Origin of the sequence: Alsobacter sp. KACC 23698 (genome assembly GCF_045348435.1) — a bacterium.
In the GTDB taxonomy this organism is placed as follows: Bacteria; Pseudomonadota; Alphaproteobacteria; order Rhizobiales; family Beijerinckiaceae; genus Alsobacter.
This window is the reverse complement of the sequence record NZ_CP157484.1, coordinates 2,535,950-2,560,549: the sequence shown is the minus strand read 5'-3', so window position 1 is coordinate 2,560,549 and position 24,600 is coordinate 2,535,950. Positions and strand designations below refer to the sequence as shown.

Genomic DNA, 24,600 nt, shown 5'->3' with positions numbered 1-24,600 from the left:
CGTCCGTCCGCCACAACCGCCGCGGGTTCGCCAAATTCGCACCCGATGCTATGAGGGAGCCGCAAGAGGAGAACGACCATGCGCTTCATCGCCCCGACGCTCGCGGCCCTTCTGGCCGTGTGGGTCGCGACGCCTCTCTCGGCCCAGCAGCTCGGCGCGCCCGCGGATCCGCGGCCCGCGGCTCAGAAGCCCGCCAAGCCGAAGGTCCAGCCAGCCAGCCGGACCGCCGCCAAGGCGAAGCCGCAGCCGGCCCAGACCGCAGGCGGCGGACGCCAGCCCAAATGGGAAGACGCCCCCATGCCCAAGCCGCTTCCCGGCCGCGAGGAGTTTTCCTGGCCGCAGGGCACGAGCGGGGTCCGCCCGACGCTCGGGTCCGGCGGCGGCGGCATGGCGATCGGCTTCTAGAGCCTGGTTGTCGCATGCTTTGGCGCGAAAAGCCGGTTCCCACCTTTTCGCAGCATGCTCTCTAGACTGACGGCCCCCGGCCGCGCAGATCCACGAACAGCGGCGCCTTGCCGTTGGGCAGCCTGTAAGGCGCGCCGGCGATTTCGTAGTCCACGACGACGCTGAGCGGCGCCTTGAGGCGCAGATTGGCTTCGATGCGCTGGCGCGTGGCCTCGCCATAGCGCGCGTTCGGCACGACGCGCAGCCGGACGCGCGACGGGCCGTCCTGCAGGATCTGGATGCTGCTGGCGCCTTCCACGCCGCGCGGGACGTGGTTCAGCCCGATGATCCGCGCCCCGTCGGGCAGCTCGATATACTCGCTCTGCCGGCCGGAGACGCCTTCGAAAGGCGCCAGCCCGAGGGCCATAAGCCGGCGACGCTCGGGCGAGGCGTGCGGACCCAGGACCGCGAGATCGCCGGTGTCGTAGCGCAGCAGGATCTGCGCCCGGTTGTGCAGCCCCGTGCCGATCAGACGCACGCCCGCCGGGCCGTCGCGGAACTCGACTGCGCCATAGTCGGGCCGGAACCAGAACTCCCCGTCGCGCAGCGACCAGGCCGCGCAGACGCGTTCCGCCTGGCCGTAGAAGTCCAGCAGATCGGCCCCGAAGGCGGCCTTCACGCGCGCCCGCAGGCCGGTGGGCAACTGCTCGGACGAGGTGAAGACGAGGCGCAACGGCGGTCCGCCGCCGCGTTCTTCGGCGAAGGTCGTGAGCTGCTCCAGCGCGGACGGGTAGGCGTGCAGGATCGACGGTCTGAACGTCTCCAGGAACCGCTCGTAGTCGGGATACGTCTCGGAGGTCAGGTGGTGCGCCGAAACGAGCGCCCGGTCGACGCCCAGGATGGTCCAGTAGGGCGGACCCATGGCGTCCACGGGCTTGATGGCGTCGCCCCGCATCACGGCGGAGCGGACCGCGGTCGGCTCGACGCCGGCCAGGGCGATCAGATGGTCGACCAGGGCCTGCTCGAACACGACCTGTCCGGGCGAGCGGGTCAGGCGCAACGGCGCGCCGGTGGTGCCGCCCGTGGCGGCCGGCGAGCGCGGGACCGCGATGGCGCGCTGGAAGGCCGTCTCGGCCTGGCGCACGTCCTCCTTGCGGAGCAGGGGCGCGCAGGAGAGGTCGCGCAAGCCCGCGCCGGCGTAGAACCCGGTCTGCTCCGCGTCGGCCAGAACACGTTCGAGACGTTCGGCCTGGGCCGCCTCGCGCTGGCCGGCGTCCATGGCGTCGAAGGCCTCGATCATCCGCCTTGCTCGCCCATAGAGAACGGGCGGACGGCGGGCCAACCGATCGAACAGGGTGGAGCGCTTCAGAATGTTCAACATCAGGACGGGAGCCTCCCGGCGAACATGGATCGCAAGGTCCGGGCCGGAGGCGGGCGCCCTCAAATGGCACAGTGCGCTCAGCCGGCGGGAAGGATCTCGACCTGCGTGACGAGGCCCGCCTTGAGCGCCTCGGTGTGGCTGGAGGCCACGAACTCCTGGCCGGAACGAAGGACGCCGAAAGCCGGCGAGCAGAAGGGCGGCGTCCCGTCCACGCCCTTGACGAGGGAGAGGGCCGCCTCGCCGGGGCAGCGGATCGCCGCCAAAGGTCCGCCGGACCCGCTCACGGTCGCGACGCCCCGGTCGATGGCGACGGCGAGGTCCGGGCGCAGGTGGAAACGGATCTCGACCGGGCGGCGAGGGCCGTCGCCGATCAGGCGATCCAAGACCGCGAAGCCCTGCGCCGTACGGGCGATGGTCCGTTCGTGGCGATAGCCGAAGCGCGCGGCGTAGCCGTCATGGGAGGCTGAGATCGACCATGCGTCCCCGCGCTGCAGGCGCTCCAGGCGCGTGCAGGCCTTGGTCCGCCAGTTGAACGGACCCGCCGTCGCGCTCTGCGAGGCGCCATCGATGGTGAGGACGTTGTGGCTCGCGGTTGCGCGCAGCGCCTCCCGGATCGCGCCGCCGCCGGAATACAGATAGGTCCCGGCATCGACGAGCACGGGCTCGCCATCGAGGTGCAACCAGAGCGCCAGCGCGTCCGCGTGCCCGTGCGCCGCGATGGAGAGGAAGCCCAGCGGCCCATGGTCGAAGGCCACCATGGCGCGGCGTCCGGCGATCCGGTCGTGGATCACCGTTATGCCGCCATCGGGGTAATGCGCCACGCCCTGAAGGGAGCGGCCTGGGCCGGGGCTGGCGAACAGGAGGTCGCGCCAATGCGGGTCCCGGGCTTCCGGCGCCAAAGCGGGCTCGCCGATCAGGCCGGAGAGGGCCGCCGACACCGATGCGGGATAGCGCGGCTCGCGATCCGGCGGGCAGGCCAGGACACGGCCTTCGTCGTCGTCGCCGATGCGCGGCGCCTGCCCGTTCTGGTCGGTGACGCTGCGGAGCGCCGCGGCGGCTTTTCCGATCAAGGCCCAGGTTTCGGCAGGGTAGGGGTCGCGTTCGTTCCTGAGGACGAGGCCGCCCAGGGCCAGCATCTCCAGCGTGAAGGCCGTGTAGGTCGGCGTCTGCTCGGCGCCCCAGCCGTCCGCGTGGAATTGGTCTTTCGCCGCATCGAGGAGGCCGCGCCGGCCCTGGGCGCGCCATGCGGGCGCGGCCGGCAGATCCGGGGCGAGCAGGCCCGCGACCAGGAGGCCCAGCGACTCCGCCACGTGGTGGTTGTTGGCTGAGGAGTGCAGCGACGGGTAGCGGGCGAGCCAGAACCCATGCGCCGCCACCGCGCTGCGCAACCGGCGCCGCTCGGCGGCTGCGAGATGCGGCGCAGCGGCCGCGACGACCAGGCCCAGCGAGACCAGCCGCAGCGCGAGCTCGATGCCGGAGAGCCAGTTGATCCCCCGGAAGGGCGGATTGGCCTCCATCCAGGACAGCACGACGTCCAGGCAGAACCGGGCGGCGTCCCCATCCCCGTCGCGGATGGCCAGGGCCGCCACCGGGTGGAGCATCTGCAGACGGTTCAGCTCGAACACGAACTTCACGTCGCCACGTCCGTCGCCGTTGCGGAACGGGACGTCGAAGCAGTACGCGTCCGGGCTCGACCAGGGGCGGCCCGAGACGGGATCCAGCGCCCAGAGGCCCGGAGCGTAGGCGCCCGCCGCCACCGGCACGCCGAGGAGCTCCAGCGTTCCCGCGCGGGTCCGGGCGGCGGCGGACCGCGTCGCAGCCTCCACCTCGGCGGGCCAGGGCCTTCTCAGGACGTCACCGAAGGCGGCGAGGCTCTCCAGAGGGCCGTCGCCGACGTCGAACGCGGCCCAGCCTCGCCGGTCGCCGCGCCACCTTGCCCGCTTCGCCTGCTCGGCGACCCGGTGCGCGACCTCGGCCGGGCCCATCGCGCGCAAGCGCTGGACGTACCATCCCAGGCGGTTGAACTTCACGCGCGATCCTCCGGCCGAGCCGAGACGATCCTCGCTTTGCGTGAAATTCAGCCTAACGCCCGCGTTGCGAGCAGGTAGGCCTTTTACTTGCGGCCCTGCCAGCTCGGCATCGGCAGCACGGGCGCCTCGGTCGCGACCTCGGAGGGCAGCACCACCGTGGGGGTGCGCCCGCGATTCTGGACGGCGGCGGAGCCGATATTGGGGTTGTTGCCCTTCTCGTCGAACTGGATCGGACCGCCGATCATGACGTGCTTCTCGATCTTGGTCTGCCTGACGGCGTCCATCAGGGCGGGACCGGCGGTCGCGCCGGCGCGCTTGAAGGCGTCGGCGGCGACCAGGATCGCCTCGAAGGTGAAGCCGGCGTTGAAGCAGTCCACCGCGAAGCGGTTGTTGGGGTTGGCCTGCTTGAAGGAGGCCTCCAGCGCCTGGGTCATGTCCGATTTTGGGTTGGCCCAGGGCAGGTTGAACATCAGGTAGTCGGCCAGCGGTCCGAGCGCCTGGTAGAACTCCTCGTCATAGAGGCCGGGCGAGCCGGGAGAGATGATCGCCTTGGGCTCGAAGCGCTGGCGCACCATGTCGCGCACGAGCTTGATGGCGTCGCCAGCGCGGCTGACCACCATCACGAGGTCGGGGTTCAGCGAGCGCATCTTGGTGACCTCGACGGAGAGGTCCTGCGCCTTGGGATCGTAGGCGATGCTCTCCGTCAGCGGGAACGGCATGTTCTGCTTCGGGAAGATCGCGTCCATGGCCTGGCGCTGGGCCGTGCCGAAGGTGTCGTTCGCGTGCAGGAACACGGCCGACTTGAAGTCCACCTTCGTGGCCTCGGAGATCGTCTTGATCAGCCGCAGGCCGTTGGTGACGAGCGCCCCGCCGGTCTGGAAGTTGCGGACGAGGTATTTGTAGCCCTGTTCGGTGAGCTGGGGAGCGGCGGCGATGTTGCAGATCAGCGGCACCTGGCGCTGTTCGGCCACCTGCGCGATGGCCAGCGTGTGGCCGGAGTCGAAGGCTCCGACCAGGCAGTGGACCCCGTCATTGACGGCGCGCTCCGCCTGGGTGCGGGCGATGTCGGCTGAGGATTCCGTGTCGATGTGGACGAGTTCGACCTTGTAGCCGAGATCGGCCAGCACCTTGGGGGCGGCGAGCGCGCCGCGGTGACAGCTCTGGCCCGCCTGCGCGAAGAAGCCGGACCGCGGCAGCATCACGCCGACCTTCAGGACCGGGGCCTGGGCCCGGACGATCGCCGGGGCGGACAATGTCGCCGCTGCGGCGGCGGCGACGAAATGGCGACGGTTCAATCCCGAATTCTGGCGCTGTCTCACGGTCGATCCTCCCGAATTTCGGGCGGATCCTAAATCACTTTCGCTGATCCTTGGCTAGCGCATCGCCGTTCAGTGGGAGAACGAGGTCCGCTTCGGGGCGTTCGCCCGGGCGCCGCGCGGCACGCTGCCCGTGGTGACGGGATCGCGCTCGTCGGGATCCGTCGCCGCGATGAGGCAGCCGATCTGATCGCGGCCGCAGCCGGGGCCTGACGCGCTCTGTCCGAACCGAAGCGGAGAGATCCAATACACAAGGCCCACGAGGAGCGCTGTTGCGGCGATCTGCTTGGCGAGGGACATGGGGGCGAGCCTGGCTGATGGTCTCCAACACTGTCGGGGTTCGTACTTAAAAAAGAGCAAACCTCGCGGGCTCAGTCATGCGCTTTTCCATCGCGCGGCGATCTCCCGGACGCGCAGGCGCAGGCGCCGTCCATACTCGCGGACGGTTTTCCAGGCGCGGCTCGACCGCACCCAGGCCAGCGCGGCGTCGCGCACGCGGAACACGACCGTGATGATGCGGGCGAACCACCCGATGGTCATCAGCTTGTCCCGCCCGGCGTCGAAGATGCGCTCCACGATCAGGAACGTCGCCCCATGCGCCAGGATCAAAGTCGGGATGGCGACCCGCACATGCCCGGTCCCCAGCCAGTAGAGACCGAGGATCTTGAGCGGCTCGGCGATCAGGAAGGGAACGACGAAGACGGCCAGGATCGCATAGCGCGGCAGCGCCGCGACGGCCCGCTCCATGCGCTGGACCAGCGCCAGCGCCTGAAGGGCGCGGATGAGAGGCGCGAAGAGCGGCCGCACGATCTCGTCGAAGATGACGAAAGGCACGACCAGGACGTCGAGCAGCACGCGCACGACCAGCGGCCGCCGGGGCGCCGGCGGCTCGCCGGGCGGAGCGTCCGGGCGGATCGGATCCTCGGGGCCCATGGTCATGCGGCGCTCTGTCACCCGGTTCAGCCGCTCGCCTGGTCGAGTTCGCGGATGTCCTCGTCGGCGAGGCGAAGCGCGGTGGCGGCGGCAAGTTCGCGAACCTGCTCGACGCTGGTGGCGCTCGCGATGGGGGCGGTGATGCTGGGGCGGGCGATCTGCCACGCTAGGGCGATCCGGGCGGGCGTCGCGGCGCGGCGCTCGGCGACCTTGTCCAGCGCGGCCAGGATCTTGAACCCGCGCTCGTTCAGATAGCGGGCGATGCTGCGCTCGCCGCGGGGGCTCTTGCCCAGATCCGCCTCGGATCGGTACTTGCCGGTCAGGAACCCGGCCGCCAGGCCGAAGAAGGGGATCACCCCCACATGGCGGGCGAGGCAGATCGGCTCCAGTCCGCCTTCGTAGTCGGAGCGCGTGTAGAGATTGTATTCGGGCTGCATCGTCTCGTAGCGGGGGAGGCCCTGCGTCTCGGAGATGTCCAGCGCCTCGGTGAAGCGCTCCGGCGAGAAGTTCGAGGCGCCGATGACCCGGACCTTGCCGGACGTGACCAGTTCGGCGAAGGCGGCCAGCGTTTCGGCCTGCGGGGTCGCGGGGTCGTCCTTGTGCGCCTGGTAGAGATCGATCCGGTCGGTCTGGAGCCGCCGAAGCGAGGCGTCGACGGCCGAGCGGATATAGGCCGGGGCCAGCCCCGCTTTGCCGTCGCCCATGTCCATGCCCACCTTGGTGGCCAGCACGATCTGGTCGCGGTTGCGGCGGGCCTTCATCCAGGCGCCGATGATGGTCTCGGACTCGCCGCCGCTGTGGCCGGGCGCCCAGCGCGAGTAGACGTCCGCGGTGTCGATGAAGCGCAGTCCGGCCTCGAAGGCCGCGTCGAGCACCTCGAAGGATCGCGTCTCGTCGATGGTCCAGCCGAAGACATTGCCCCCGAGGCACAAGGGCGGGACGGAGAGGGCGGACTGTCCGAGCTGGCGCGACTGCATGGTGCATCCTTGTGGTCGTGCGCGGCGCATGAAGGCCCGCGCCGCCGAACATGGCGCATCGACGGCTTCTCTTCACCCCCTCCCGGCCCTATATTCTTTTGCTCAAGATGAGTAGAAGGCGAGTCTCGGCCCGGGGCGCGGCGCGCCCGCCGATGGCCGGCCGGCGTACGCTGGCGCGAGGTCCGGAACCGAACGCGCCGGCTGGCGCTTCGGACAGGAGTGATGGCGGCATGACCTTTCAGTCCCTCTACCAGCATGGGTTCGCCCGCGTGGCGGCCTGCACGACGCGGGTTCGCCTGGCCGATCCGCTCGCCAACGCCGAGGTGCTGCTCGGGTCCCTGAAGCACTGCGACGCGCAGTCTGTGGCGGTGGCGGTGTTTCCGGAGCTCGCCCTGTCGGGCTACGCCATCGACGACCTGCTCCTCCAGGACCCGCTCCTGGACGCGGTGGAGCGGGCCGTATCCGTCCTCCTCGACGGCTCCCGCGGCCTCCAGACCCTGATGCTGGTGGGCGCGCCGCTGCGCTGGCGCGGCAGGCTCTACAACACGGCGCTGGCGATCCACCGGGGGAGGCTCCTGGGCGTCGTCCCGAAGGTCCACCTGCCCAACTACCGCGAATTCTACGAGAAGCGCCATTTCGCGTCGGGGCAGGGCGCGGAAGGCGGATCGATCCGGCTCGCCGGCCAGGAGGCGCCGTTCGGACCGGACCTGGTGTTCGAGGCGTCGGACCTGCCAGGGCTCGTCGTGCATGCGGAGATCTGCGAGGACCTCTGGGTGCCGGCGCCGCCAAGCTGCTTCGGGGCGCTGGCGGGCGCGACCGTGCTGGCCAATCTCTCCGCCAGCAACATCACGATCGCGAAGGCGCAGACGCGGGCCCAGCTGTCATGCGCCCAGTCGGCCCGGTGCCTCGCGGCCTATCTGTACGCCGCGGCCGGCGCGGGGGAATCCACGACGGACCTTGCCTGGGACGGACAGACCTCGATCTACGAGAACGGCGTCCTGCTGGCCGAAAGCGAGCGCTTCCCGGCCGGCGACCAGATGGTCGTGGCGGATGTCGATCTCGACCTGTTGCGGCAGGAGCGCGCCCGGCAGGGCACATTCGACGACAATCGCCGCCTGCACCCGCAGGTCGAGGCCTTCCGCCGGGTCGCCTTCGAGCTCGGGGCCAGCCGCGACGATGTGGGCTTGAGGCGGCGCGTCGAGCGGTTTCCGTTCGTGCCGGCCGATCCGGCCCGCCTCGCCCAGGACTGCTACGAGGCCTATAACATCCAGGTCGCGGGGTTGGTGCAGCGTCTCTCGGCGACGGGCGTGAAGCGCGCGGTGATCGGGGTGTCGGGCGGCCTCGATTCGACCCAGGCGCTCATCGTGGTCGCCAAGGCGATGGACCTGTTGAAGCGGCCGCGCACCGACATCCTCGCCTATACGATGCCGGGCTTCGCCACCGGCGACGAGACCAAGGCGAACGCGCTGGCGCTGATGGCTTCGCTCGGGGTGAGCTGGAGCGAGCTCGACATTCGCCCGGCCGCCCGCCAGATGCTGACCGACATGGACCATCCCTTCGCCAGGGGCGAGGCGGTCTACGACGTCACCTTCGAGAATGTGCAGGCGGGCCTGCGGACCGACTATCTCTTCCGTCTCGCCAACCAGCATGACGGCATGGTGATCGGCACGGGCGACCTCTCCGAACTCGGCCTCGGCTGGTGCACCTACGGGGTGGGGGACCAGATGTCCCACTACGACGTCAATTCCGGCGTGCCCAAGACGCTGATCCAGCACCTGATCCGCTGGGTGATCTCGTCCGGGCAGTTCGACGCGAGCGTCGGGCGGGTGCTCGACTCCATCCTGGCGATGGAGATCTCGCCCGAACTCGTCCCGGTCGAGGCGGGCGAGAAGCCGCAGAGCACCGAGGCCAAGGTGGGCCCCTACGAGCTGCAGGACTTCAACCTGTTCTACACGCTGCGCTACGGCTTTCGGCCGTCCAAGATCGCCTTCCTGGCGCAGCACGCCTGGCGCGACGCGTCGGCGGGCTCCTGGCCGCCGGGATTCCCGGACGACCGCCGGAGGGCGCACGACCTTCCCGAGATCCGGCGCTGGCTGGAGGTGTTCATCCGCCGGTTCTTCGGCTTCAGCCAGTTCAAGCGCTCGGCCATGCCCAATGGTCCCAAGGTCGTGGCCGGCGGCTCCCTGTCGCCGCGCGGCGACTGGCGTGCCCCGTCGGACGGCAACGCCACGGCGTGGCTGGACGAACTCGAGCGCAACGTTCCGAAAGACTGAGGCTGCATGGGGAAGAAAGACGAGCTGAGCTACGGGCCGCTGTCGCCCAGGACCACCGTCCATCTGTGCGTCGACATGCAGCGCCTCTTCGCCGAGGACACCCCCTGGCGGACGCCCTGGATGCCGAAGGTCCTGCCAAAGGTCGTCGAGCTCGCCGCCCACAAGCCCGACGCCGCGATCTTCACCCGGTTCATCCCGGTCGAGCGGCCCGGAATCGGGCAGGGGACCTGGAAGCGCTATTACGAGCGATGGGCGGATGTGACGCTGGAGCGGATCGGCCGGGCCATGATCGACCTGGTCCCGGATCTGCGAGCCTTCACGCCCCCCGGCGAGATCCTCGACAAGCAGGTCTATTCGCCCTGGATCGACAGCGACCTCGAGAGCAGGCTGCAGCGACGCGGGGCGGACGCCATCGTGGTGAGCGGGGGAGAGACGGATGTCTGCGTGCTCGCCGCCGTCCTGGGGGGCTTGGACCGCGGCTACCGGGTCGTGGTGGCCACCGACGCCCTGTGCAGTTCCTCAGACGAGGCGCATGACGCCATGATGACGCTCTACCACCAGCGCTATGGCCAGCAGGTGGAGACGGCGACCGTCCAGACCATCCGCGACGCCTGGACGTAGCCCCGACAGCATGAAGCCCCGGCGTCGACCGGGGCTTCGCGCATCATTCCGGCGTTCAGCCGGTCACATCGACTTGCCGGCGTTCTTGTCCAGCGACTGCGCCGCCTCGAGGTGCTTTTGCAGGTCAGGGAGAGTCTGGCTGGCGTAGTCGCCGGCCGGGTCGCCCTTCATCTTGGAGGCCTTCTGGTACTCGGCGATGTCCTTCTTGTGATCGGTGACCATGTGCTTGGCGAAGGCCTTGTCGAAGGCGGCCCCGTTCATCTTGGACATCTTCTGGTAGTCGGCCTTCTGCTGCTTCGTCGGCTCGGTGGGCGGCGTGACGCCCATCTGCTGGGCGACGGCGGTCGCCTTCTGGTTGGCGGCGCCGTGGTCGGTGGCCAGCATCTGGCCGTAGCTCTTCACGGCGTCGCTTTGGCCGTTCTGCTGCGCCAGCTGGCCCATGGACACTTCCGCCATGTTGCCCTGGATGGCCTTGGTGATGAACGCCTTGCTGGGGGGATCCTTGGCCAGCGCGGCGGGAGCCGACAGCGCGAGGGCGAGCGAGGCGGTGAGTCCGAGAATCGAAATCCGAGACATGGTTGCATTCTCCTGAGGTCGCGTCGGGAGTGAGGCGTCGCGTTCTGCCGAGGTTGGCGGCATCGATGCTGTGGAACGACAGCGCCGAGGCGGTGGTTCCAGATTCCGCGGTGTGACACAGGGTCGAGGCGCGTCCGGACCCAGGTCAGCGCCTGTTGATGTCACGCCGCGTTCAGGCTTCGAGCCCGCGGCGCCGGACATTGCTGAACGGCGAAGCTGGACGATTCACGACCGAACCGGCTGACGAGGGGCGAATGCCATCAAGCATCGCTGATTTGGACCAAGTCTGGCCCAATTCAGCAGCAAGTTAGACCTCGGCATCAAGGGGGATGGACGCCGTCCCCTTCGACAACCCTTAGGATTCAGAATGAGATCGATGACCCGCGTGTGGCTCGCCGCCGTGCTGGTCGGCGCCGCCTCCGCGGCTTCGGCGCAGACCGCGCCCGCTCAGCCGACCTCTCCCGAGACCTGCAACGCCCTCTGCCAGCTCTTCAAGGGCCTCGGCGGGGACCGCAATCCCCCCGGCTCGTCCCAGGCCGCGTCTGGCGCCGCTCCGGCGCGCGCCGCCGCGAGCGACCAGCCCGCCGGCAAGGCCGGCCGTCGCCGTACGGCCCACGCGCAGGCAAGCCAGGGCGGAGACGCGGCTCAGCCCGGCGACGAGACGGGATCGACAGCCCCGCAGCGGCAGGCCGCTTCCGCATCCCGGCCAGGGCCGGACGAACAGGCGGAGCCGGGCAAGCTCAGGATCCTCACCGGGCCGGGGCCGGGGCGCGAGGCGATCGTCGCCGATCTCGGCGCGGTCCTGGGGCCGGAGACCAAGGTCGACGCGGTCAGCGGACGCAATGCGGCGCTCAAGGACCTGCTGACGATCCCGGGCGTCGACATGGCTGTGGTCTCGGCCCCGGTGCTGGCGGCCGCGAACGCCGAGAAGCTCGTGCAGGTGGCCAAGCTGTTCGGCGAGGAACTGCACGTCGTCGCCGGAGCCGACGTGACGCGCATCGAGGATCTGGCCGGCAAGCCTGTCCATCTGGGCCCGCCGGGGAGCGACACGGAAGCGGTCGCCCGGGCGGCGCTGCAGGCGCGCGGCGTCGAGGTGGTCGCCCTGCACGGCTCGCTGGACGACGCGGCCACAGATCTGCGGGAGGGCAGGGCCGCAGCCTTCATGCTGCTCGCTCCCAAGCCCTTCGCCCCGCTGGCGCAACTCGACGCCGGAACCGGCGCGCACCTCGTGGCCGTCTCCTACAAAGGCGTCGGCGAGGCCTATGATCCGTCGAGCTTCACGGCCGCCGACTATCCCGCTTGGGTGCGGCCCGGGGAACGGGTCGAGACGGTGGCCGCCGACGCGGTGCTGGTGGCCCCATGGTGGCGCGAGAGTTCGCCCCGGCAGAAAGAGCTCACCGCTGCGGCCAAGACGCTGTTCGAGCGCTTCCCGGGCCTGCTGCGCGAGGGGCGGCACCCGAAATGGAAGGAGACCAACCTCGCGGCGGCGGTCGACCGCGTGCGGCGGTTGAAGACGGCCCAGCTGTGGGTGCAGTCGCAGATCAAGGTCCGCCCGCAGGCCGAGCGATCGGCCTCCGCAGGACGCTGAGGAGATGAAGAGGATGCTGGACACTGATCTGCGCGATCCGGACGCTCCGCTCGGCGCGGGCGAGGTCAAGCCCGCGCCGCTGCGCCGGCAAGCTGGCGCCACCGGCGTCCGCGCGCTGACGCCGTTCCTGGCGGCGGGCGGCCTGGCCGTGATCGCGGCGGGCCTGGCCACGCTGACCGTCTCGGTGCTGACCCCGGCCGACCGCGCGCCGGCCCCGTCCGATCCCATCCCGTCGACGAGCCCCTCGCGTCCGGTCGCCCAGGCTCCGGTGGCGGAGCGGGCGCCGGAGCCGGCGCCGCGCGTCGTGGACGTCAGGCCGTCGTCGCCCTCCGGCGCCTCGCAGGAACCTGTCGCGGCGAAGCCTGAGCCCACCGCGCCGGCCGCGCCCGCTCCGGACATGCGCGCGGCCATCGAGCCTGCGCCGGCTCCGGTCCCGGCGCCCGCCCCCGCTCCCGCGCCGGTTCCGGCTGCGTCTCCGACCGCCGGTCCGGCGGCGGCGCCGGCCGTGGGGGCGATCGAGACGGGGAGCCTTCACCTCAGCGGCGAGGAGGTCCTGTCCGATCTGGAGCGGGGCGAAGGCAAGCTGCAGGCCGGCGACATCGCGGCGGCGCGCCGCTATTTCGAGCGCGTGGCTCTGGCTGGCGACGCGCGCGGGGCGATCGGCATGGCGCGATCTTATGATCCGGACGTGCTCGCCAAGCTGCCGGTCGTCGGGCTGGAGCCTGACGCGTCCGTGGCCGCGGCGTGGTACGACAAGGCCAAGACCCTGCGCGCCGGTCCGTGACGATCGCCAGACAGTCTGCATGAAAAAGGGCCCCCGCCGGATCCGGAGGGGGCCCTTTCAGCGTCGCGGGCTTCGGATCAGCCCTTGATCATCGGGCAGCCGCCCTCCGACATCGGGCGGAAGGCCTTGTCGGCCGGGATGGTGGCCAGCGTCTTGTAGACGTCCCACTCGCCCTTCGACTCCGACGGCTTCTTGACCTCGAACAGGTACATGTCGTGGATCTTGCGGCCGTCCGCCCGGATCGAGCCCTTGCCGAACAGCGGGTCGTCCGTGGGGATCTCTTTCATCTTGGCGATGACCTTGGCGCCGTCGTCCTTGCTCTTCAGCGCTTCGACCGTCTTCAGATAGTGGAGAACGCCCGCATAGACGCCGGCCTGAACCATGGACGGCATCTTGCCGCCGGCCTTTTCGGCGAAGCGCTTGGACCACGCGCGGGTGGAGTCGTTGTTGTCCCAATAGAAGGATTCCGTCAGCACGAGGCCCTGGGCCACGTTCAGGCCCAGCGAGCGCACGTCGGAGATGAACACCAGAAGCCCGGCGATGCTCTGGCCGCCCTTGACGATGCCGAACTCGGCCGCCTGCTTGACGGAGTTGATGGTGTCGCCGCCGGCGTTGGCGAGCGCCACCACCTTCGCGCCGGAGGCCTGCGCCTGCAGCAGGAAGGAGGAGAAATCCGAGCCCGGGAACGGGTGCTTGACCGAGCCGAGGATCTTCCCGCCAGCCTTGGTGACGAGCGCCGATGCGTCGCGCTCCAGCGCGGCGCCGAAGGCGTAGTCGGCCGTGATGAAGAACCACGTGTTCCCGCCCCGCTGGACCATGGCGGTGCCGGTGCCGTTGGCCAACGCCCAGGTGTCATAGGTCCAGTGGACGGTGTTGGGCGAGCACTGCGATCCGGTCAGGTCCGACGTGCCGCCGCCGGAGTTGATGTAGGCCTTGTTCTTTTCCCGGGTGATCTGCGACACGGCCAGGGCCACGGACGAGGTCGGGACGTCGACGATGAGGTCGACGCCGTCGCGGTCGTACCACTGGCGGGCGATGGCGGCCCCGATGTCGGGCTTGTTCTGATGGTCCGCGACGACGACTTCCGCCTTGATGCCCTTCTCGGCGGCCTTGAAGTCCTCGATCGCCATGCGGGCCGCGATGGCGGATCCCTCGCCGGTGATGTCGGCGTAGAGCCCGGAGCGGTCATTCAGAACGCCGATCTTCACGGATGTCTGAGCTTGCGCGAAGCCTGCGGCGAGCGCCGCGAGCGCGACGCCGAGCATCATGCTTTTGATCTTCATTTTTGTTTTCCTCCCAAAGGGATGGGAAGCTTAGGCCAACGCGGCCCCGGTGGGGAAGGGGCCTTGCGGCGCGTCGTGAACATCGCGACACGCACAGGGACGCGGTGGAAAACCCGGTTCGGTAACCATCGGCTAACCGACATGGGTCAGCCTGGGAGCATCAGGAGATAACGATGCGCAACGACACGACCCTGGCGGCGGACGCCGTGACCATCATGGCCATGATGGAGGCCTTGCGGGTCGCGTTCGAGGCCGCCTCGGAACCGGCGGTGAGCCGGTCGGCGGACGACCTGAACGACCGCATCCTGCGGGAGGTCAAGCAGATGGAGCTTCCAACCTACTCCTACGCCAGCCAGGCGCAGGGCATCGAGGAGGCTCTGGCCTGCATCAGGCTCGCTCTCGACCAGGCGCGGAGCAAGGCGGCCTGATCAGAGCATGCTGCGACAAGGTTGAATCCGGCTTTCCGCACAAGCCGTCCGACATCCGCATGACCTAGCGCAGGCTGTTTCCGTCGCAACACCGCACGGACTAGGCGCAGAAGGCCTTTTCAGACAGCATCTCGCGGGCCACCCGGCCCGCCTTCAAAAGGCGAAGCTCGGACACGGCGATGTCGGCGAGGTTCTTCAACACCAGCGCATCGGCCTTGGAGAAAGGGCGAGGCTTGGTGTCCAGCAGGCAGACCGTGCCGAGCCGAACCCCGCAGGAGAAGATGATCGGCGCGCCGGCGTAGAACCGGACGTGCGGATGGTTCTGCACGAAGGGGCTGCGCGACCAGCGCGGGTCGCGCAGGGTGTCGCAGATCACCAGCACCTCGTCGTTCATGATGGTCTCGCTGCAGAACGTATTTCCGCGCGGGACGCTTGACGGCGCCAGACCCCGCGCGGCCTTCATCCAGACTCTGTCCCGGTCCATGAACCCGACGATCACCATAGGCACGTGGAAGTGCTCCTGAGCGATCTGGCAGATTCGTTCGAAAGCGGGCGACGATCCCGTGTCGAGGATCTCCAGGGCGGCCAAGGCGGTAAGTCGGGCCTGTTCGTTGGCCGGAACGGAGAACATGAAGGGCCCGTGGGACGGAGCGGCGAGGAGGCCACCTTTGCACGCGACCGGAGCCTCTGCCATTCGTTGGAATGCGATAGGTAATACCACCAATAGTTGTGTCGTCAGCTGTCTTTCGACGACTTTCGATTGCTGAAACGCGCGTTGCCCAACCCTGTGCCGATGGTCAGGACGCCCCATCGCTCGACGTCCTGCATGAAGGGAACCTGGCTCAGGCCCTGCACGACCGCATCATTGTGCATGACCACGACGGTCTGGTGCCCGCCCACTTGCGGGATCGCCCTGGCGATCTCCGCGGGGAGGTTGAAGCGGCCGCTCTCCCAGTTGCCGCCAGGCAGGTTCTGGCCCCCCCGGTCGATGGAGCCGTCCGGGTCGATCACGCCGGGGCAACCCACCCCGATGAAGGGCGCCAGGCGAAGCTTCGCCTTGCCGGCCCGGCCGATCAGGTCTTCCAGCATGGCGACGAGGCGCGCGACGGCCTGGTCGCGCTTCGGGCTCTCGTCCGCGTGGCGCCACAGCTGCGTCTCGACGACCTTCGCCTTGGCGAAGTCCGGCGCCGATTTGAGGTTCAACTCCACCACGCCGGCGCGGATGTTGGAGCCGCCGATGTCGACGCCGATGATCGCCTGATAGCCCGAGAGGGTCCAGGGCGCCACCAGTTGTACGGAGCCGATGATCCCGGCGTGATCGGGATGGTGGCGGATGGGCGTGAGTTTCACCTCGTGCCCGGATCCCTTCAGCAAGCCATTGGTCCGCCCGATCACCAGTTCGCCGATGCGGCCCTGCCGGAAGCCGCCGCCCACGACGATGCGCTGGGTGTCCTGCCAGCCTTTCGCCCTGAGGAACCGGCGCGTCACGGCCGCCAGTTCCTGGGCGAAATCCTCGATGGCGCCATGGACGAGGCCGGCCCCGTCCGGATCGCCGTTCAGGAGCACGTCCTCCAGCTTCTTCTTGCCGATCTCCTCGCTCGGCTTGTCGCCCAGCGGGTCATCCTCGTATTGGCGGAACCGCTCCCGCCAGTCCTCCAGGATCTCGGCGAAGGCGCGCTTGCTGGCGCGGTCGCCCAGGAAGCCCTCCTTGCCGCGAAGCTCGAGGTTGTAGCTGTCGATGACGACGGCAGGGAGATCGTCGGCTCCATGAGGGCCGTTGCGCGCATCTTCAGGCATGGGGGTCTCCGCCGGCCGGCGCCCTGGGCGTCCGCGGTCAGTTCGAGGGCGTGTGCGACGGGGTGAAGACGACCGACTTGTTGGCGCGGGTCTCTTCGGCGAGCTGGCGCCAATCCCGCCCCTCGCAGTATTCGGCGGCGGCGCGCAGCAGTTCCCCCGCCATTCGGAAGGCCTCGTCCTCGGTCGCCTGGAACGTCTTTGAGGGGTCGTGAGGCGCGCGGATCCGCAGCGTCACGGTCTGGACGGGCGTGGTCTCCGACTCGCGGAAGCCGAGATTGACCTGGGTGGCGATGGTCTGGGGCCGTTGGGGATCCCCCTCCGACACCGTCATCTCGCCGAAGGAGAAGCTGTAGAAGCGCATGCGACCCTCATGCCGTGGACCGCACCGACAACGCGCGAGGCGGCCTTCCGTTCAGGTCCAGGTTCTGTCGCGGCGTCTTCGGCGCCGCGGCGCGAAGGCGGAGATTGGCGCCGGCCTCCGCAACCATTAGGTCTGCGTGGAAAGTCTCATCGAAAGGACCGCGACACCATGTCCGATACGTTGCCCGACCGCCTCTCCGTCAATCCTTCGAGCCCCTATTACGACGAGGCGGTGCTGAGCCGCGGGGTCGGCATCCGCTTCAAGGGCGTCGAGAAGACGAATGTCGAGGAGTATTGCGTCAGCGAAGGCTGGGTCCGGCTGAGCGTCGGCGCGTCGAAGGATCGCTTCGGCAACCCGATGACGGTGAAGCTCAAGGGGCCTGTCGAGCCCTATTTCAACGCCGCCCTGGCGCCGGACGCCGAGCCGAAGGCCTGAGGGGCCTCGTCACCACAGCGACGCCTTGGCGCGCTCGGGCCATTGCGCGTCATAGGCCGGGCCGCCGACCTCGCCCTGCGTCATCGCCGCCAGGATCTCGCCCGGCGTCGGCAGGTCTTCGGCGCTGACGTGGCTGTCCGGGTTCCACAGTTGCGACCGGACGATGGCCCGGGCGCACTGGAAATAGATCTCCTGCACGGCGACGACCACCACGGAGCGGGGAGGCTTGCCGTCCACGGCGAAGCTCTCCAGGAGCGCCGGGTCGACGCAGACCCGGCCGAGCCCGTTGACCCTCAGCGTCTGGCCCAGGCCGGGGATGAGGAACAGCAGCCCGACGCGTGGATCGCGCACGATGTTCTGGAGCGAATCGATGCGGTTGTTGCCGCGCCGGTCGGGGATCAGCAGGGTGCGGGGATCGTGGACGCGCACGAAGCCCTTCACGTCGCCCCGGGGCGAGCAGTCGAGGCCCTCCGGCCCGCTTGTCGCGAGCGCCACGAAGGGCGAGGCCTCGATCATGGCGCTGTAATGCGCCGTGACGTGGTCGGAGACCTTCACCAGCGAGGCCGGCGCGCGCTCGCCATAGAGCGCCTCGAGCTGTGCGACGGAGGTGACGAAGGACCCCAAGGCGGCGCTGTCCATCCCGTGCTCCCGTCCCGCGCGCCACAAAAAGGAAAGGCGGACCGAAGCCCGCCTTCCCGTTCGATCAGCGCTGGTTGATCGACACGTATTCGCGCGAGGGCGCGCCCGTGTAGAGCTGGCGCGGGCGTCCGATGCGCTGGGACGGATCCTCGATCATTTCCTTCCACTGCGCGATCCACCCGACCGTGCGGGCGAGCGCGAACAGCACCGTGAACATGGAGGTGGGGAAGCCCATCGCCTTCAGGGTGATGCCCGAGTAGAAGTCGATGTTCGGATAGAGCTTCTTCTCGATGAAGTACTCGTCATGCAGCGCGATGCGCTCCAGCTCGAGCGCGACATCGAGCAGCGGATCGTCCTTGATGCCGAGCTCGTTGAGCACTTCATGCGTGGTCTTCTGCATGATCTTGGCGCGCGGATCGTAGTTCTTGTACACGCGATGGCCGAAGCCCATCAGGCGGAACGGATCGTTCTTGTCCTTGGCGCGGGCGATAAAGTGCGGGATGCGGTCGACCGAGCCGATCTCCTGCAGCATCTTCAGCGCCGCTTCGTTGGCGCCGCCATGCGCCGGTCCCCACAGGCAGGCCACGCCCGCCGCGATGCAGGCGAAGGGGTTGGCCCCGGACGAACCCGCCAGGCGGACCGTCGAGGTCGAGGCGTTCTGCTCGTGGTCGGCGTGCAGGATGAAGATGCGGTCGAGCGCGCGCGACAGCACCGGGTTGACCTTGTACTCCTCGCAGGGGACCGCAAAGCACATGCGCAGGAAGTTGGACGTGTAGTCGAGGTTGTTCTGCGGGTAGACGAAAGGCTGGCCGATCGAATACTTGAACGCCATGGCCGAGAGCGTCGGGATCTTGGCGATCATCCGCATCGAGGCGATCATCCGCTGCTGCGGATCGGAGATGTCGGTGGAGTCGTGATAGAAGGCCGAGAGCGCGCCCACGCTGGCGACCAGCACGGCCATGGGGTGGGCGTCGCGGCGGAAGCCCTGGAAGAAGCGCATCATCTGCTCATGCACCATCGTGTGGCGCGTGACGCGATAATCGAAATCCGCCTTCTGGGCGGCGGTCGGCAGCTCCCCGTAGAGCAGGAGATAGCAGGTCTCGAGGAAGTCGCCGTGCTCGGCCAGCTGCTCGATCGGGTATCCGCGATAGAGCAGAACGCCTTCGTCACCGTCGATATAGGTGATCTTGGACTCGCAGCTCGCCGTGGAGGTGAAGCCCGGATCGTAGGTGAACATCCCCGTCTGGGCGTAGAGCTTCGCGATATCCACCACGCTCGGCCCGATCGAACCGGACTTGACGGACATCTCGAGGGTCTTTCCGGCGATCGAAAGGGTGGCGGGCTCGCTCATGGGCGGAATTCCTTCGGGCCAAGACATCAAGGCAGGCGACCAGCAGCCAGCACCATCACGCTTCGCCGCTGCCGGCGGGGCCAGGCGGGCTCGCGAGGGCTCTCGGTTTGCCTGGAATCGAGGCAAAAACCGGGTCCGCCGCCGAAAGTTCGCTTGAGGCCTAGCGTTTGCTAGCCCAATTCCCGGGGGCGTTCAACCACACCGAAAGTCGGGCTCGGCCGTGCATGGCTGCCCGTCCTCAGGCCGGGACCTTCTGCGCCTGGTCCTTCAGGCGCGCGAGGCTTTCGTCGCGGCCCAAAACGGCCATGACGTCGAAGAGGCCGGGCGACGTCGCTCGCCCGGTCAGGGCGGCGCGCAGGGGCTGCGCAACCTGGCCGAGCTTCGCGCCGGTCGTCTCGGCGAAGGCCCGGACCGCGGCTTCGGTCGACGCCGCGGACCAGTCCGCGAGCGCCTCGAGCTGCGGCATCAGCGCCGCGATGCGGCTGCGGCCGCCGTCGGCCAAAAGCTGCTCGGCCTTCGGCTCCAGGCCGAGCGGGCGCGACGCATAGAGGTAATAGGCGTTGTCGATCAGCTCGATCAGCGTCTTGGCCCGCTCCTTCAGGCCCGGCATGGCGGCGACGAACGCCTGCCGCAAGCCGGGCGACAGCGACGCGGGCGCGCCGCGCGCCGGCCCGACTTCGGGCAGGATGACCTCGATGGCCTTGACGAGATCCTCGTCGGAGCTCGTGCGCATGTAGTGGCCGTTGATGTGCTCCAGCTTGGCGAAGTCGAACCGCGCGGGCGAGCGGCCGATGCCGGAGAGATCGAAGGCGTCGATCATCTCCTGCGTGGTGAAGAACTCCTGGTCGCCATGGCTCCAGCCCAGGCGTACGAGATAATTGCGCAGCGCGGCGGGCAGATAGCCGAGCGCCCGGTAGGCGTCGACGCCCAGCGCGCCATGCCGCTTGGAGAGCTTCGCCCCGTCCGGCCCGTGGATCAGCGGAATATGCGACATGCTCGGCACGTCCCAGCCGCAGGCCTGGTAGATCTGCGTCTGGCGCGCCGCATTGGTCAGGTGGTCGTCGCCCCGGATCACATGGGTGACGTCCATGTCGTGGTCGTCCACCACCACGGCCAGCATGTAGGTCGGGGTGCCGTCGGAGCGCAGCAGGACGAGGTCGTCCAGGTCCTTGTTCTGCCAGACGACGCGGCCCTGGACCTGGTCGTCGACGACGGTCTCGCCCTCGGTCGGGGCGCGCAGCCGGATCACCGGCTTGACGCCCGCCGGCGCCTCGCTGGGGTCGCGGTCGCGCCAGCGCCCGTCATAGCGCATCGGCTTGCCTTCGGCGCGGGCCTGCTCGCGCATCTTCTCCAGCTCCTGCTGGCTGGCGTAGCAGTAATAGGCCTTGCCCTCGGCCAGGAGCTTCTCGGCGACCTCCTTGTGCCGCGCGGCGCGGGCGAACTGGTAAACGACGTCGCCGTCCCAGGTGACGCCCAGCCACTGCAGCCCGTCCAGGATGGCCGCGATGGCCGGCTCCGTCGAGCGCTCGCGATCCGTGTCCTCGATGCGCAGCAGCATCTTGCCGCCGAAGCGCTTGGCGTAGAGCCAGTTGAACAGCGCCGTACGGCCGCCCCCGATATGCAGGAAGCCGGTCGGCGAGGGAGCGAAACGGGTCACGACAGGTGCGGACATCGGGCCAAGGATCTCGGAAAAGACAGGGGCGGACGATGCAACTCCCCGTCGCTGGTCCGCAGGAGGCCGTCGTGTAGCATCAATGGCGGGCGAGGTTAAGGGCGCCCGCTTTCGGGATGCGCGGCATGGAACGAGGCCGTTCGCCAGCCGGCAGGGCGACGGCGATCGCCGCCGGCGCGGGGGGCGTCCTGGCCGGACTGCGGCCGGACGGGCGCAGCCTGCCGACCTGGCTCATGGAGCTGGGCGCATCCTTCGGCGCGGCGCTGCGCAGGCTGTTCCGGCGGGAGATCGAGGAGCGCCGGCTGTTCCTGTGGCTGCCGGTCGCCGTCGGCGTGGGCGTGCTGGCCTATTTCGCGGCGGAGCAGGAGCCGTCGTGGTGGGCCCCGGCGTTGGGCCTCGTCGTCGCGTCCAGCGGCGCCCTGGCGGCCCGCGCGCGCTCCCGGCCGGCCTTCATCGCCTGCGTGGCGGCAGCGGCGATCTTCGCCGGTTTCCTGGCCGCCACGCTGCGCACGCTGGCCATGGCCGCGCCGGTGCTCGACAGGGTGCGGGTCGCCAAGCTCACCGGGACGGTGGAGGCGGTCGAGAACCGCATCTCGGGCGGCCGCCTGATGATCCGCCCGTCCGGCATCGAAGGCATGGACGCCTCCGCCATTCCCTATCGGGTGCGGCTGACGACGCCCAACCGGCCGACGGCCCGGGCCGGCGACGTGATCACCGCCACGGCGCGGCTGTTGCCTCCGCCTGAGCCGTCGCGGCCCGGAGGGTACAACTTCGCCCGCGACGCCTATTTCGGCGCGATCGGCGCCGTGGGCTCGCTGTCGGGCGCGATCGCGATCGTCCCGGCGCCGCCGGACCTCCCGTGGGATCTGCGCCTGCTCGCCGCCGTCGACCGGGCGCGCAACGCCATGACCGAGCGGATCGCGACCGCCATCGGCGGGGCGGCGGGCGGCGTCGCGGCCGCGCTGGTCACCGGCAAGCGCGGGCTCATCCCCGAGGAGGTGAACGACCATTTGCGGGCGGCCGGCATCTACCATGTCGTTTCGATCTCCGGCCTTCATCTCGTGCTGGCGGCCGGGATGGTGTTCTGGCTGGTGCGGGCCGGACTGGCGCTTTGGCCCGCCGTCGCGCTGCGGCGGCCGATCAAGAAGTGGGCCGCCGGCTGCGCGATGGTCGCCGGGGCCGGCTACACGGTGTTCGCGGGTGGCGATGTGGCGACAGTCCGATCGCTGGTCATGACGCTCGTGCTGCTCGGCGCGATGCTGGTCGATCGGCCGGCGCTGTCGATGCGCAACCTCGCCCTCGCGGCGTTGCTGATCCTGGCCATCGAGCCGGAATCGGTCCTGGCGCCGGGGTTCCAGATGTCCTTCGCCGCCGTGGCGGCGCTGATCGCGGTGTTCGAGCGGCCCGGCCATGGCGGCGTCGACCCGGAGGCGGGCAGCTTCACGAGCCTGGGCCTGCCGCAGGCGAGCCCCAAGGCGCCCCCGAGCGGCTGGATCGGGCGCGCAGTCGCGGGCGCGAAGCACCACCTCGTCGGGACGGTGCTGTCGACCCTCGTGGCCGAGGCGGCGACCGGCGCCTACGGCCTCTTCCACTTCCAGCGCTTCACGCCCTTCGGCCTCTTCGGCAACGCGATGACGTTGCCCCTGGTCTCGCTGATCGTGATGCCGGCCGCCCTGCTGGGCGCGATCGCCTATCCGTTCGGCCTCGACGGGCCGATCTGGCAGATCATGGGCCTGGGCGTGGAGGGCATGCTCCGCATCTCCGCGCGCATCCATGCCTGGTCGGGATCGACCCAGGCGGTGAAGGCCTTCGGAGCCGGAGCGGTGCTGCTGCTCACGGCGTCCCTCCTGTGGCTGACGCTCTGGCGAACCGCGCTGCGGTGGCTGGGCGTCCCGCTCGGCCTTGCGGGCGTGCTTCTGGCGGCTCAGTCCCGCGCGCCCGACGTGGTCATGGCGCGGGACGGGCGCGCGCTGGCGGTGCGCGGGCCGGAGGGCCGGATGGTGATCGTCGGCCGGCAGGCTGGATCCTTCGTGACCGAGCAGTGGCTCAGGGCCGATGGCGACGCCCGCAACACCGGCGACCTCAGCCTCGGCGCCGGCGCGTCGTGCGATCCCCTCGGCTGCGTGGTCAGAATGGCGGACGGCAAGGCCCTGTCGCAGGTGCTCTCGGCGGCGGCCTTCGCGGAGGACTGCGACCGCGCCGCCATCATCGTCACCCCGCTCGCCGCGCCCGCCTGGTGCGACCGTCCGCTGGTGCTCGACCGGACACGCCTCGCCGCGCTGGGCGCCGTGGCGCTGGTCCGCGAGGGAGAGGGCCTGCGCATCGAGAGCGAGCGCAGCCCCCAGCGCGACCGGCCTTGGATCCCGCGGCCCGCGGCGCCGCGCGAGCCCAGCGCCAAGGCGCTGGAAGCCGCCGCCGCGCGCGCCCGCGCCGCGCAGGGCGGGACGCCCTCCCTTGGCGAGGAGGACGACGAAGCGGCGGCCTCCGCTGCGCCGATGGCTCCGGTTCCGGCAACGCCGGCGCCAAGGGCCCCGGCCAGCGCTCCCGGCCAGACCGTCCGCACACCGCCCGCCGCCGCAGCGCCTGCGGCTGAGGATGGCGCTGCGCCGACGCAGGAGGCGCGCCCGGTCGAGTCGCCGCCTCCGCGCAAAAAGAAAAAGAAGAGCAAGGCCTCGACCCCGCCGTCAGCACCGGCGCCGGAGGAGCCGCGATCCGCTTCCGGCAGCGCCGAGCCTGCTGACGCCGCGCAGGCTGACGTTGCGCCGGTGGAGGCCAAACCCAGCCAAGGTCCGCAAAGCCCATCGCCTGAAGCCGGGAAGGCCCGCGCGTCTCGCACGCCGGCGCCCGATCCGTTGACGAAACCACCGGCCGCCATCCGGCCGGCCCTGAGCCCCGAGGACGACGTCGACCCCGACCCCGATCCCCTCGACGGGCGCAAGTGAGCGGGACGAGGCGCGCGAGCCGAGGCTCAGTATTTGCGCAGCAGGCTCACCAGCTTGCCCTGGATGCGCACCCGGTCGGGACCGAGGACGCGGGTCTCGAAGGCCGGGTTGGCGGCTTCGAGCGCGATGGAGGAGCCGCGGCGGCGAAGCCGCTTCAGCGTCGCTTCCTCGTCGTCGATCAGGGCGACGATGATGTCGCCATTGTCGGCGTTGTCCTGCTTGCGCAGCACCACGGTGTCCCCGTCGAGGATGCCCGCCTCGATCATCGAATCGCCGCGGACCTCCAGGGCGTAGTGCTCGCCGGTGGAGAGCATGTCGGGCGGCAGGCTGATCGTGTGGCTGCGCGACTGGATGGCCGAGATCGGCGTGCCCGCCGCGATCCTGCCCATCACCGGGATGGACACGTTCTGGTTCGCCTCTTCGCCCAGGACCTTGGGGCGGAGCTTGCCGAGATTGCCCTCGATCACATTCGGGCTGAAGCGGCCGCGGGGCGCCTGGCCCGGCACGGACTGCTCGGGCATGCGCACCACTTCGATGGCGCGCGCCCGGTTGGGCAGCCGGCGAATGAAGCCGCGCTCCTCCAGCGCCATGATGAGGCGGTGGATGCCCGACTTCGATTTCAGGTCCAACGCCTCCTTCATCTCGTCGAAGGAGGGCGGCACCCCGTCCTCGCGCAGGCGATCGTGGATGAAGCGCAGGAGTTCGTGCTGCTTTCGCGTCAACATCGCGCAAGGATCTCCGCTGTCCGACGGCGACCGGGACCACCCGGCGACTCGTCAAAACAAATCACGAACAAACCATACATGTTCAGCCTGTGTTCCGCAATCGT

The 24,600-nt window shown here is 69.6% G+C and carries 23 protein-coding genes; 8 read left to right on the top strand and 15 right to left on the bottom strand.

From position 1 onward, the window contains the following. The first annotated feature begins 78 nt into the window (after positions 1 to 78). On the top strand, positions 79 to 405 hold the full coding sequence (locus tag ABEG18_RS11920; protein ID WP_406858274.1) for a hypothetical protein: 327 nt from the start codon (positions 79 to 81) through the stop codon (positions 403 to 405). 61 nt (positions 406 to 466) lie between these two features. Here the strand turns inward: ABEG18_RS11920 and ABEG18_RS11915 are convergent, their stop codons facing one another. The 6 genes from ABEG18_RS11915 to ABEG18_RS11890 form a co-directional block, all read right to left on the bottom strand. After that, a complete protein-coding gene (locus ABEG18_RS11915; RefSeq protein ID WP_406858273.1) occupies positions 467 to 1,765 on the bottom strand; it encodes a hypothetical protein in 1,299 nt (432 codons plus the stop codon). 77 nt (positions 1,766 to 1,842) lie between these two features. After that, on the bottom strand, positions 1,843 to 3,795 hold the full coding sequence (locus tag ABEG18_RS11910; RefSeq protein ID WP_406858272.1) for a heparinase II/III-family protein: 1,953 nt from the start codon (positions 3,793 to 3,795) through the stop codon (positions 1,843 to 1,845). 83 nt (positions 3,796 to 3,878) lie between these two features. After that, positions 3,879 to 5,114, bottom strand: a complete 1,236-nt coding sequence (locus tag ABEG18_RS11905) for an ABC transporter substrate-binding protein (protein ID WP_406858271.1) — start codon at positions 5,112 to 5,114, stop codon at positions 3,879 to 3,881. 69 nt (positions 5,115 to 5,183) lie between these two features. Continuing rightward, complete coding sequence (locus tag ABEG18_RS11900; RefSeq protein WP_406858270.1) at positions 5,184 to 5,411, bottom strand: hypothetical protein; 228 nt, start codon at positions 5,409 to 5,411, stop codon at positions 5,184 to 5,186. Between the two features lie 75 nt (positions 5,412 to 5,486). Continuing rightward, entirely contained in the window at positions 5,487 to 6,050 is a 564-nt protein-coding gene (locus tag ABEG18_RS11895; protein WP_406858269.1) for a hypothetical protein, read from the bottom strand. 20 nt (positions 6,051 to 6,070) lie between these two features. Continuing rightward, the gene (locus tag ABEG18_RS11890) at positions 6,071 to 7,021 is read right to left on the bottom strand and encodes an aldo/keto reductase (RefSeq protein ID WP_406858268.1); all 951 of its coding nucleotides are present in this window, start codon (positions 7,019 to 7,021) and stop codon (positions 6,071 to 6,073) included. A gap of 230 nt (positions 7,022 to 7,251) precedes the next feature. Between ABEG18_RS11890 and ABEG18_RS11885 the strand changes: the two genes are divergently transcribed. Both ABEG18_RS11885 and ABEG18_RS11880 read left to right on the top strand, forming a co-directional pair. Next, positions 7,252 to 9,294, top strand: coding sequence for an NAD(+) synthase (locus ABEG18_RS11885; protein ID WP_406858267.1), 2,043 nt, complete (start codon positions 7,252 to 7,254; stop codon positions 9,292 to 9,294). Between the two features lie 6 nt (positions 9,295 to 9,300). Continuing rightward, complete coding sequence (locus ABEG18_RS11880; protein ID WP_406858266.1) at positions 9,301 to 9,915, top strand: cysteine hydrolase family protein; 615 nt, start codon at positions 9,301 to 9,303, stop codon at positions 9,913 to 9,915. A gap of 63 nt (positions 9,916 to 9,978) precedes the next feature. Here ABEG18_RS11880 and ABEG18_RS11875 read toward each other — a convergent pair whose 3' ends face one another. After that, a complete protein-coding gene (locus tag ABEG18_RS11875) occupies positions 9,979 to 10,491 on the bottom strand; it encodes a DUF4142 domain-containing protein (protein WP_406858265.1) in 513 nt (170 codons plus the stop codon). 376 nt (positions 10,492 to 10,867) lie between these two features. Here ABEG18_RS11875 and ABEG18_RS11870 point away from each other — a divergent pair, with 376 nt between their 5' ends. Continuing rightward, positions 10,868 to 12,079, top strand: a complete 1,212-nt coding sequence (locus ABEG18_RS11870) for a TAXI family TRAP transporter solute-binding subunit (RefSeq protein ID WP_406858264.1) — start codon at positions 10,868 to 10,870, stop codon at positions 12,077 to 12,079. 13 nt (positions 12,080 to 12,092) lie between these two features. Beyond that, positions 12,093 to 12,863, top strand: a complete 771-nt coding sequence (locus ABEG18_RS11865) for a hypothetical protein (protein ID WP_406858263.1) — start codon at positions 12,093 to 12,095, stop codon at positions 12,861 to 12,863. Between the two features lie 77 nt (positions 12,864 to 12,940). Here ABEG18_RS11865 and ABEG18_RS11860 read toward each other — a convergent pair whose 3' ends face one another. After that, positions 12,941 to 14,146, bottom strand: coding sequence for an ABC transporter substrate-binding protein (locus ABEG18_RS11860; RefSeq protein WP_406858262.1), 1,206 nt, complete (start codon positions 14,144 to 14,146; stop codon positions 12,941 to 12,943). Between the two features lie 173 nt (positions 14,147 to 14,319). On the opposite strand from ABEG18_RS11860, the gene ABEG18_RS11855 reads away from it, so the two are divergent. Beyond that, positions 14,320 to 14,574, top strand: coding sequence for a hypothetical protein (locus ABEG18_RS11855; protein WP_406858261.1), 255 nt, complete (start codon positions 14,320 to 14,322; stop codon positions 14,572 to 14,574). Between the two features lie 100 nt (positions 14,575 to 14,674). Here ABEG18_RS11855 and ABEG18_RS11850 read toward each other — a convergent pair whose 3' ends face one another. From ABEG18_RS11850 to ABEG18_RS11840, 3 genes are all read right to left on the bottom strand, one after another. Continuing rightward, positions 14,675 to 15,205 carry a GAF domain-containing protein gene (locus ABEG18_RS11850; RefSeq protein WP_406858260.1) on the bottom strand — a complete coding sequence of 177 codons (531 nt, stop codon included), beginning with the start codon at positions 15,203 to 15,205 and terminating at the stop codon, positions 14,675 to 14,677. 104 nt (positions 15,206 to 15,309) lie between these two features. After that, a complete protein-coding gene (locus ABEG18_RS11845) occupies positions 15,310 to 16,371 on the bottom strand; it encodes an ROK family protein (protein ID WP_406858259.1) in 1,062 nt (353 codons plus the stop codon). 37 nt (positions 16,372 to 16,408) lie between these two features. Next, complete coding sequence (locus tag ABEG18_RS11840; protein ID WP_406858258.1) at positions 16,409 to 16,732, bottom strand: hypothetical protein; 324 nt, start codon at positions 16,730 to 16,732, stop codon at positions 16,409 to 16,411. Between the two features lie 168 nt (positions 16,733 to 16,900). Between ABEG18_RS11840 and ABEG18_RS11835 the strand changes: the two genes are divergently transcribed. Continuing rightward, positions 16,901 to 17,167, top strand: coding sequence for a DUF3297 family protein (locus ABEG18_RS11835; protein WP_406858257.1), 267 nt, complete (start codon positions 16,901 to 16,903; stop codon positions 17,165 to 17,167). 9 nt (positions 17,168 to 17,176) lie between these two features. On the opposite strand, the gene ABEG18_RS11830 is transcribed toward ABEG18_RS11835, so the two are convergent. The 3 genes from ABEG18_RS11830 to gltX all read right to left on the bottom strand — a co-directional run bounded on the left by ABEG18_RS11830 (position 17,177) and on the right by gltX (position 20,829). Further along, positions 17,177 to 17,806 (bottom strand): pyridoxamine 5'-phosphate oxidase family protein, encoded by a 630-nt coding sequence (locus ABEG18_RS11830; protein ID WP_406858256.1) that lies wholly within the window; start codon positions 17,804 to 17,806, stop codon positions 17,177 to 17,179. Between the two features lie 64 nt (positions 17,807 to 17,870). Then, the gene (gene gltA / locus ABEG18_RS11825) at positions 17,871 to 19,157 is read right to left on the bottom strand and encodes a citrate synthase (RefSeq protein WP_406858255.1); all 1,287 of its coding nucleotides are present in this window, start codon (positions 19,155 to 19,157) and stop codon (positions 17,871 to 17,873) included. Between the two features lie 238 nt (positions 19,158 to 19,395). Continuing rightward, on the bottom strand, positions 19,396 to 20,829 hold the full coding sequence (gene gltX / locus ABEG18_RS11820) for a glutamate--tRNA ligase (RefSeq protein WP_406858254.1): 1,434 nt from the start codon (positions 20,827 to 20,829) through the stop codon (positions 19,396 to 19,398). Between the two features lie 125 nt (positions 20,830 to 20,954). Between gltX and ABEG18_RS11815 the strand changes: the two genes are divergently transcribed. After that, entirely contained in the window at positions 20,955 to 23,771 is a 2,817-nt protein-coding gene (locus ABEG18_RS11815) for a ComEC/Rec2 family competence protein (protein ID WP_406858253.1), read from the top strand. 26 nt (positions 23,772 to 23,797) lie between these two features. Here the strand turns inward: ABEG18_RS11815 and lexA are convergent, their stop codons facing one another. Continuing rightward, positions 23,798 to 24,496 carry a transcriptional repressor LexA gene (gene lexA / locus ABEG18_RS11810; protein ID WP_406858252.1) on the bottom strand — a complete coding sequence of 233 codons (699 nt, stop codon included), beginning with the start codon at positions 24,494 to 24,496 and terminating at the stop codon, positions 23,798 to 23,800. Between the last annotated feature and the right edge of the window lie 104 nt (positions 24,497 to 24,600).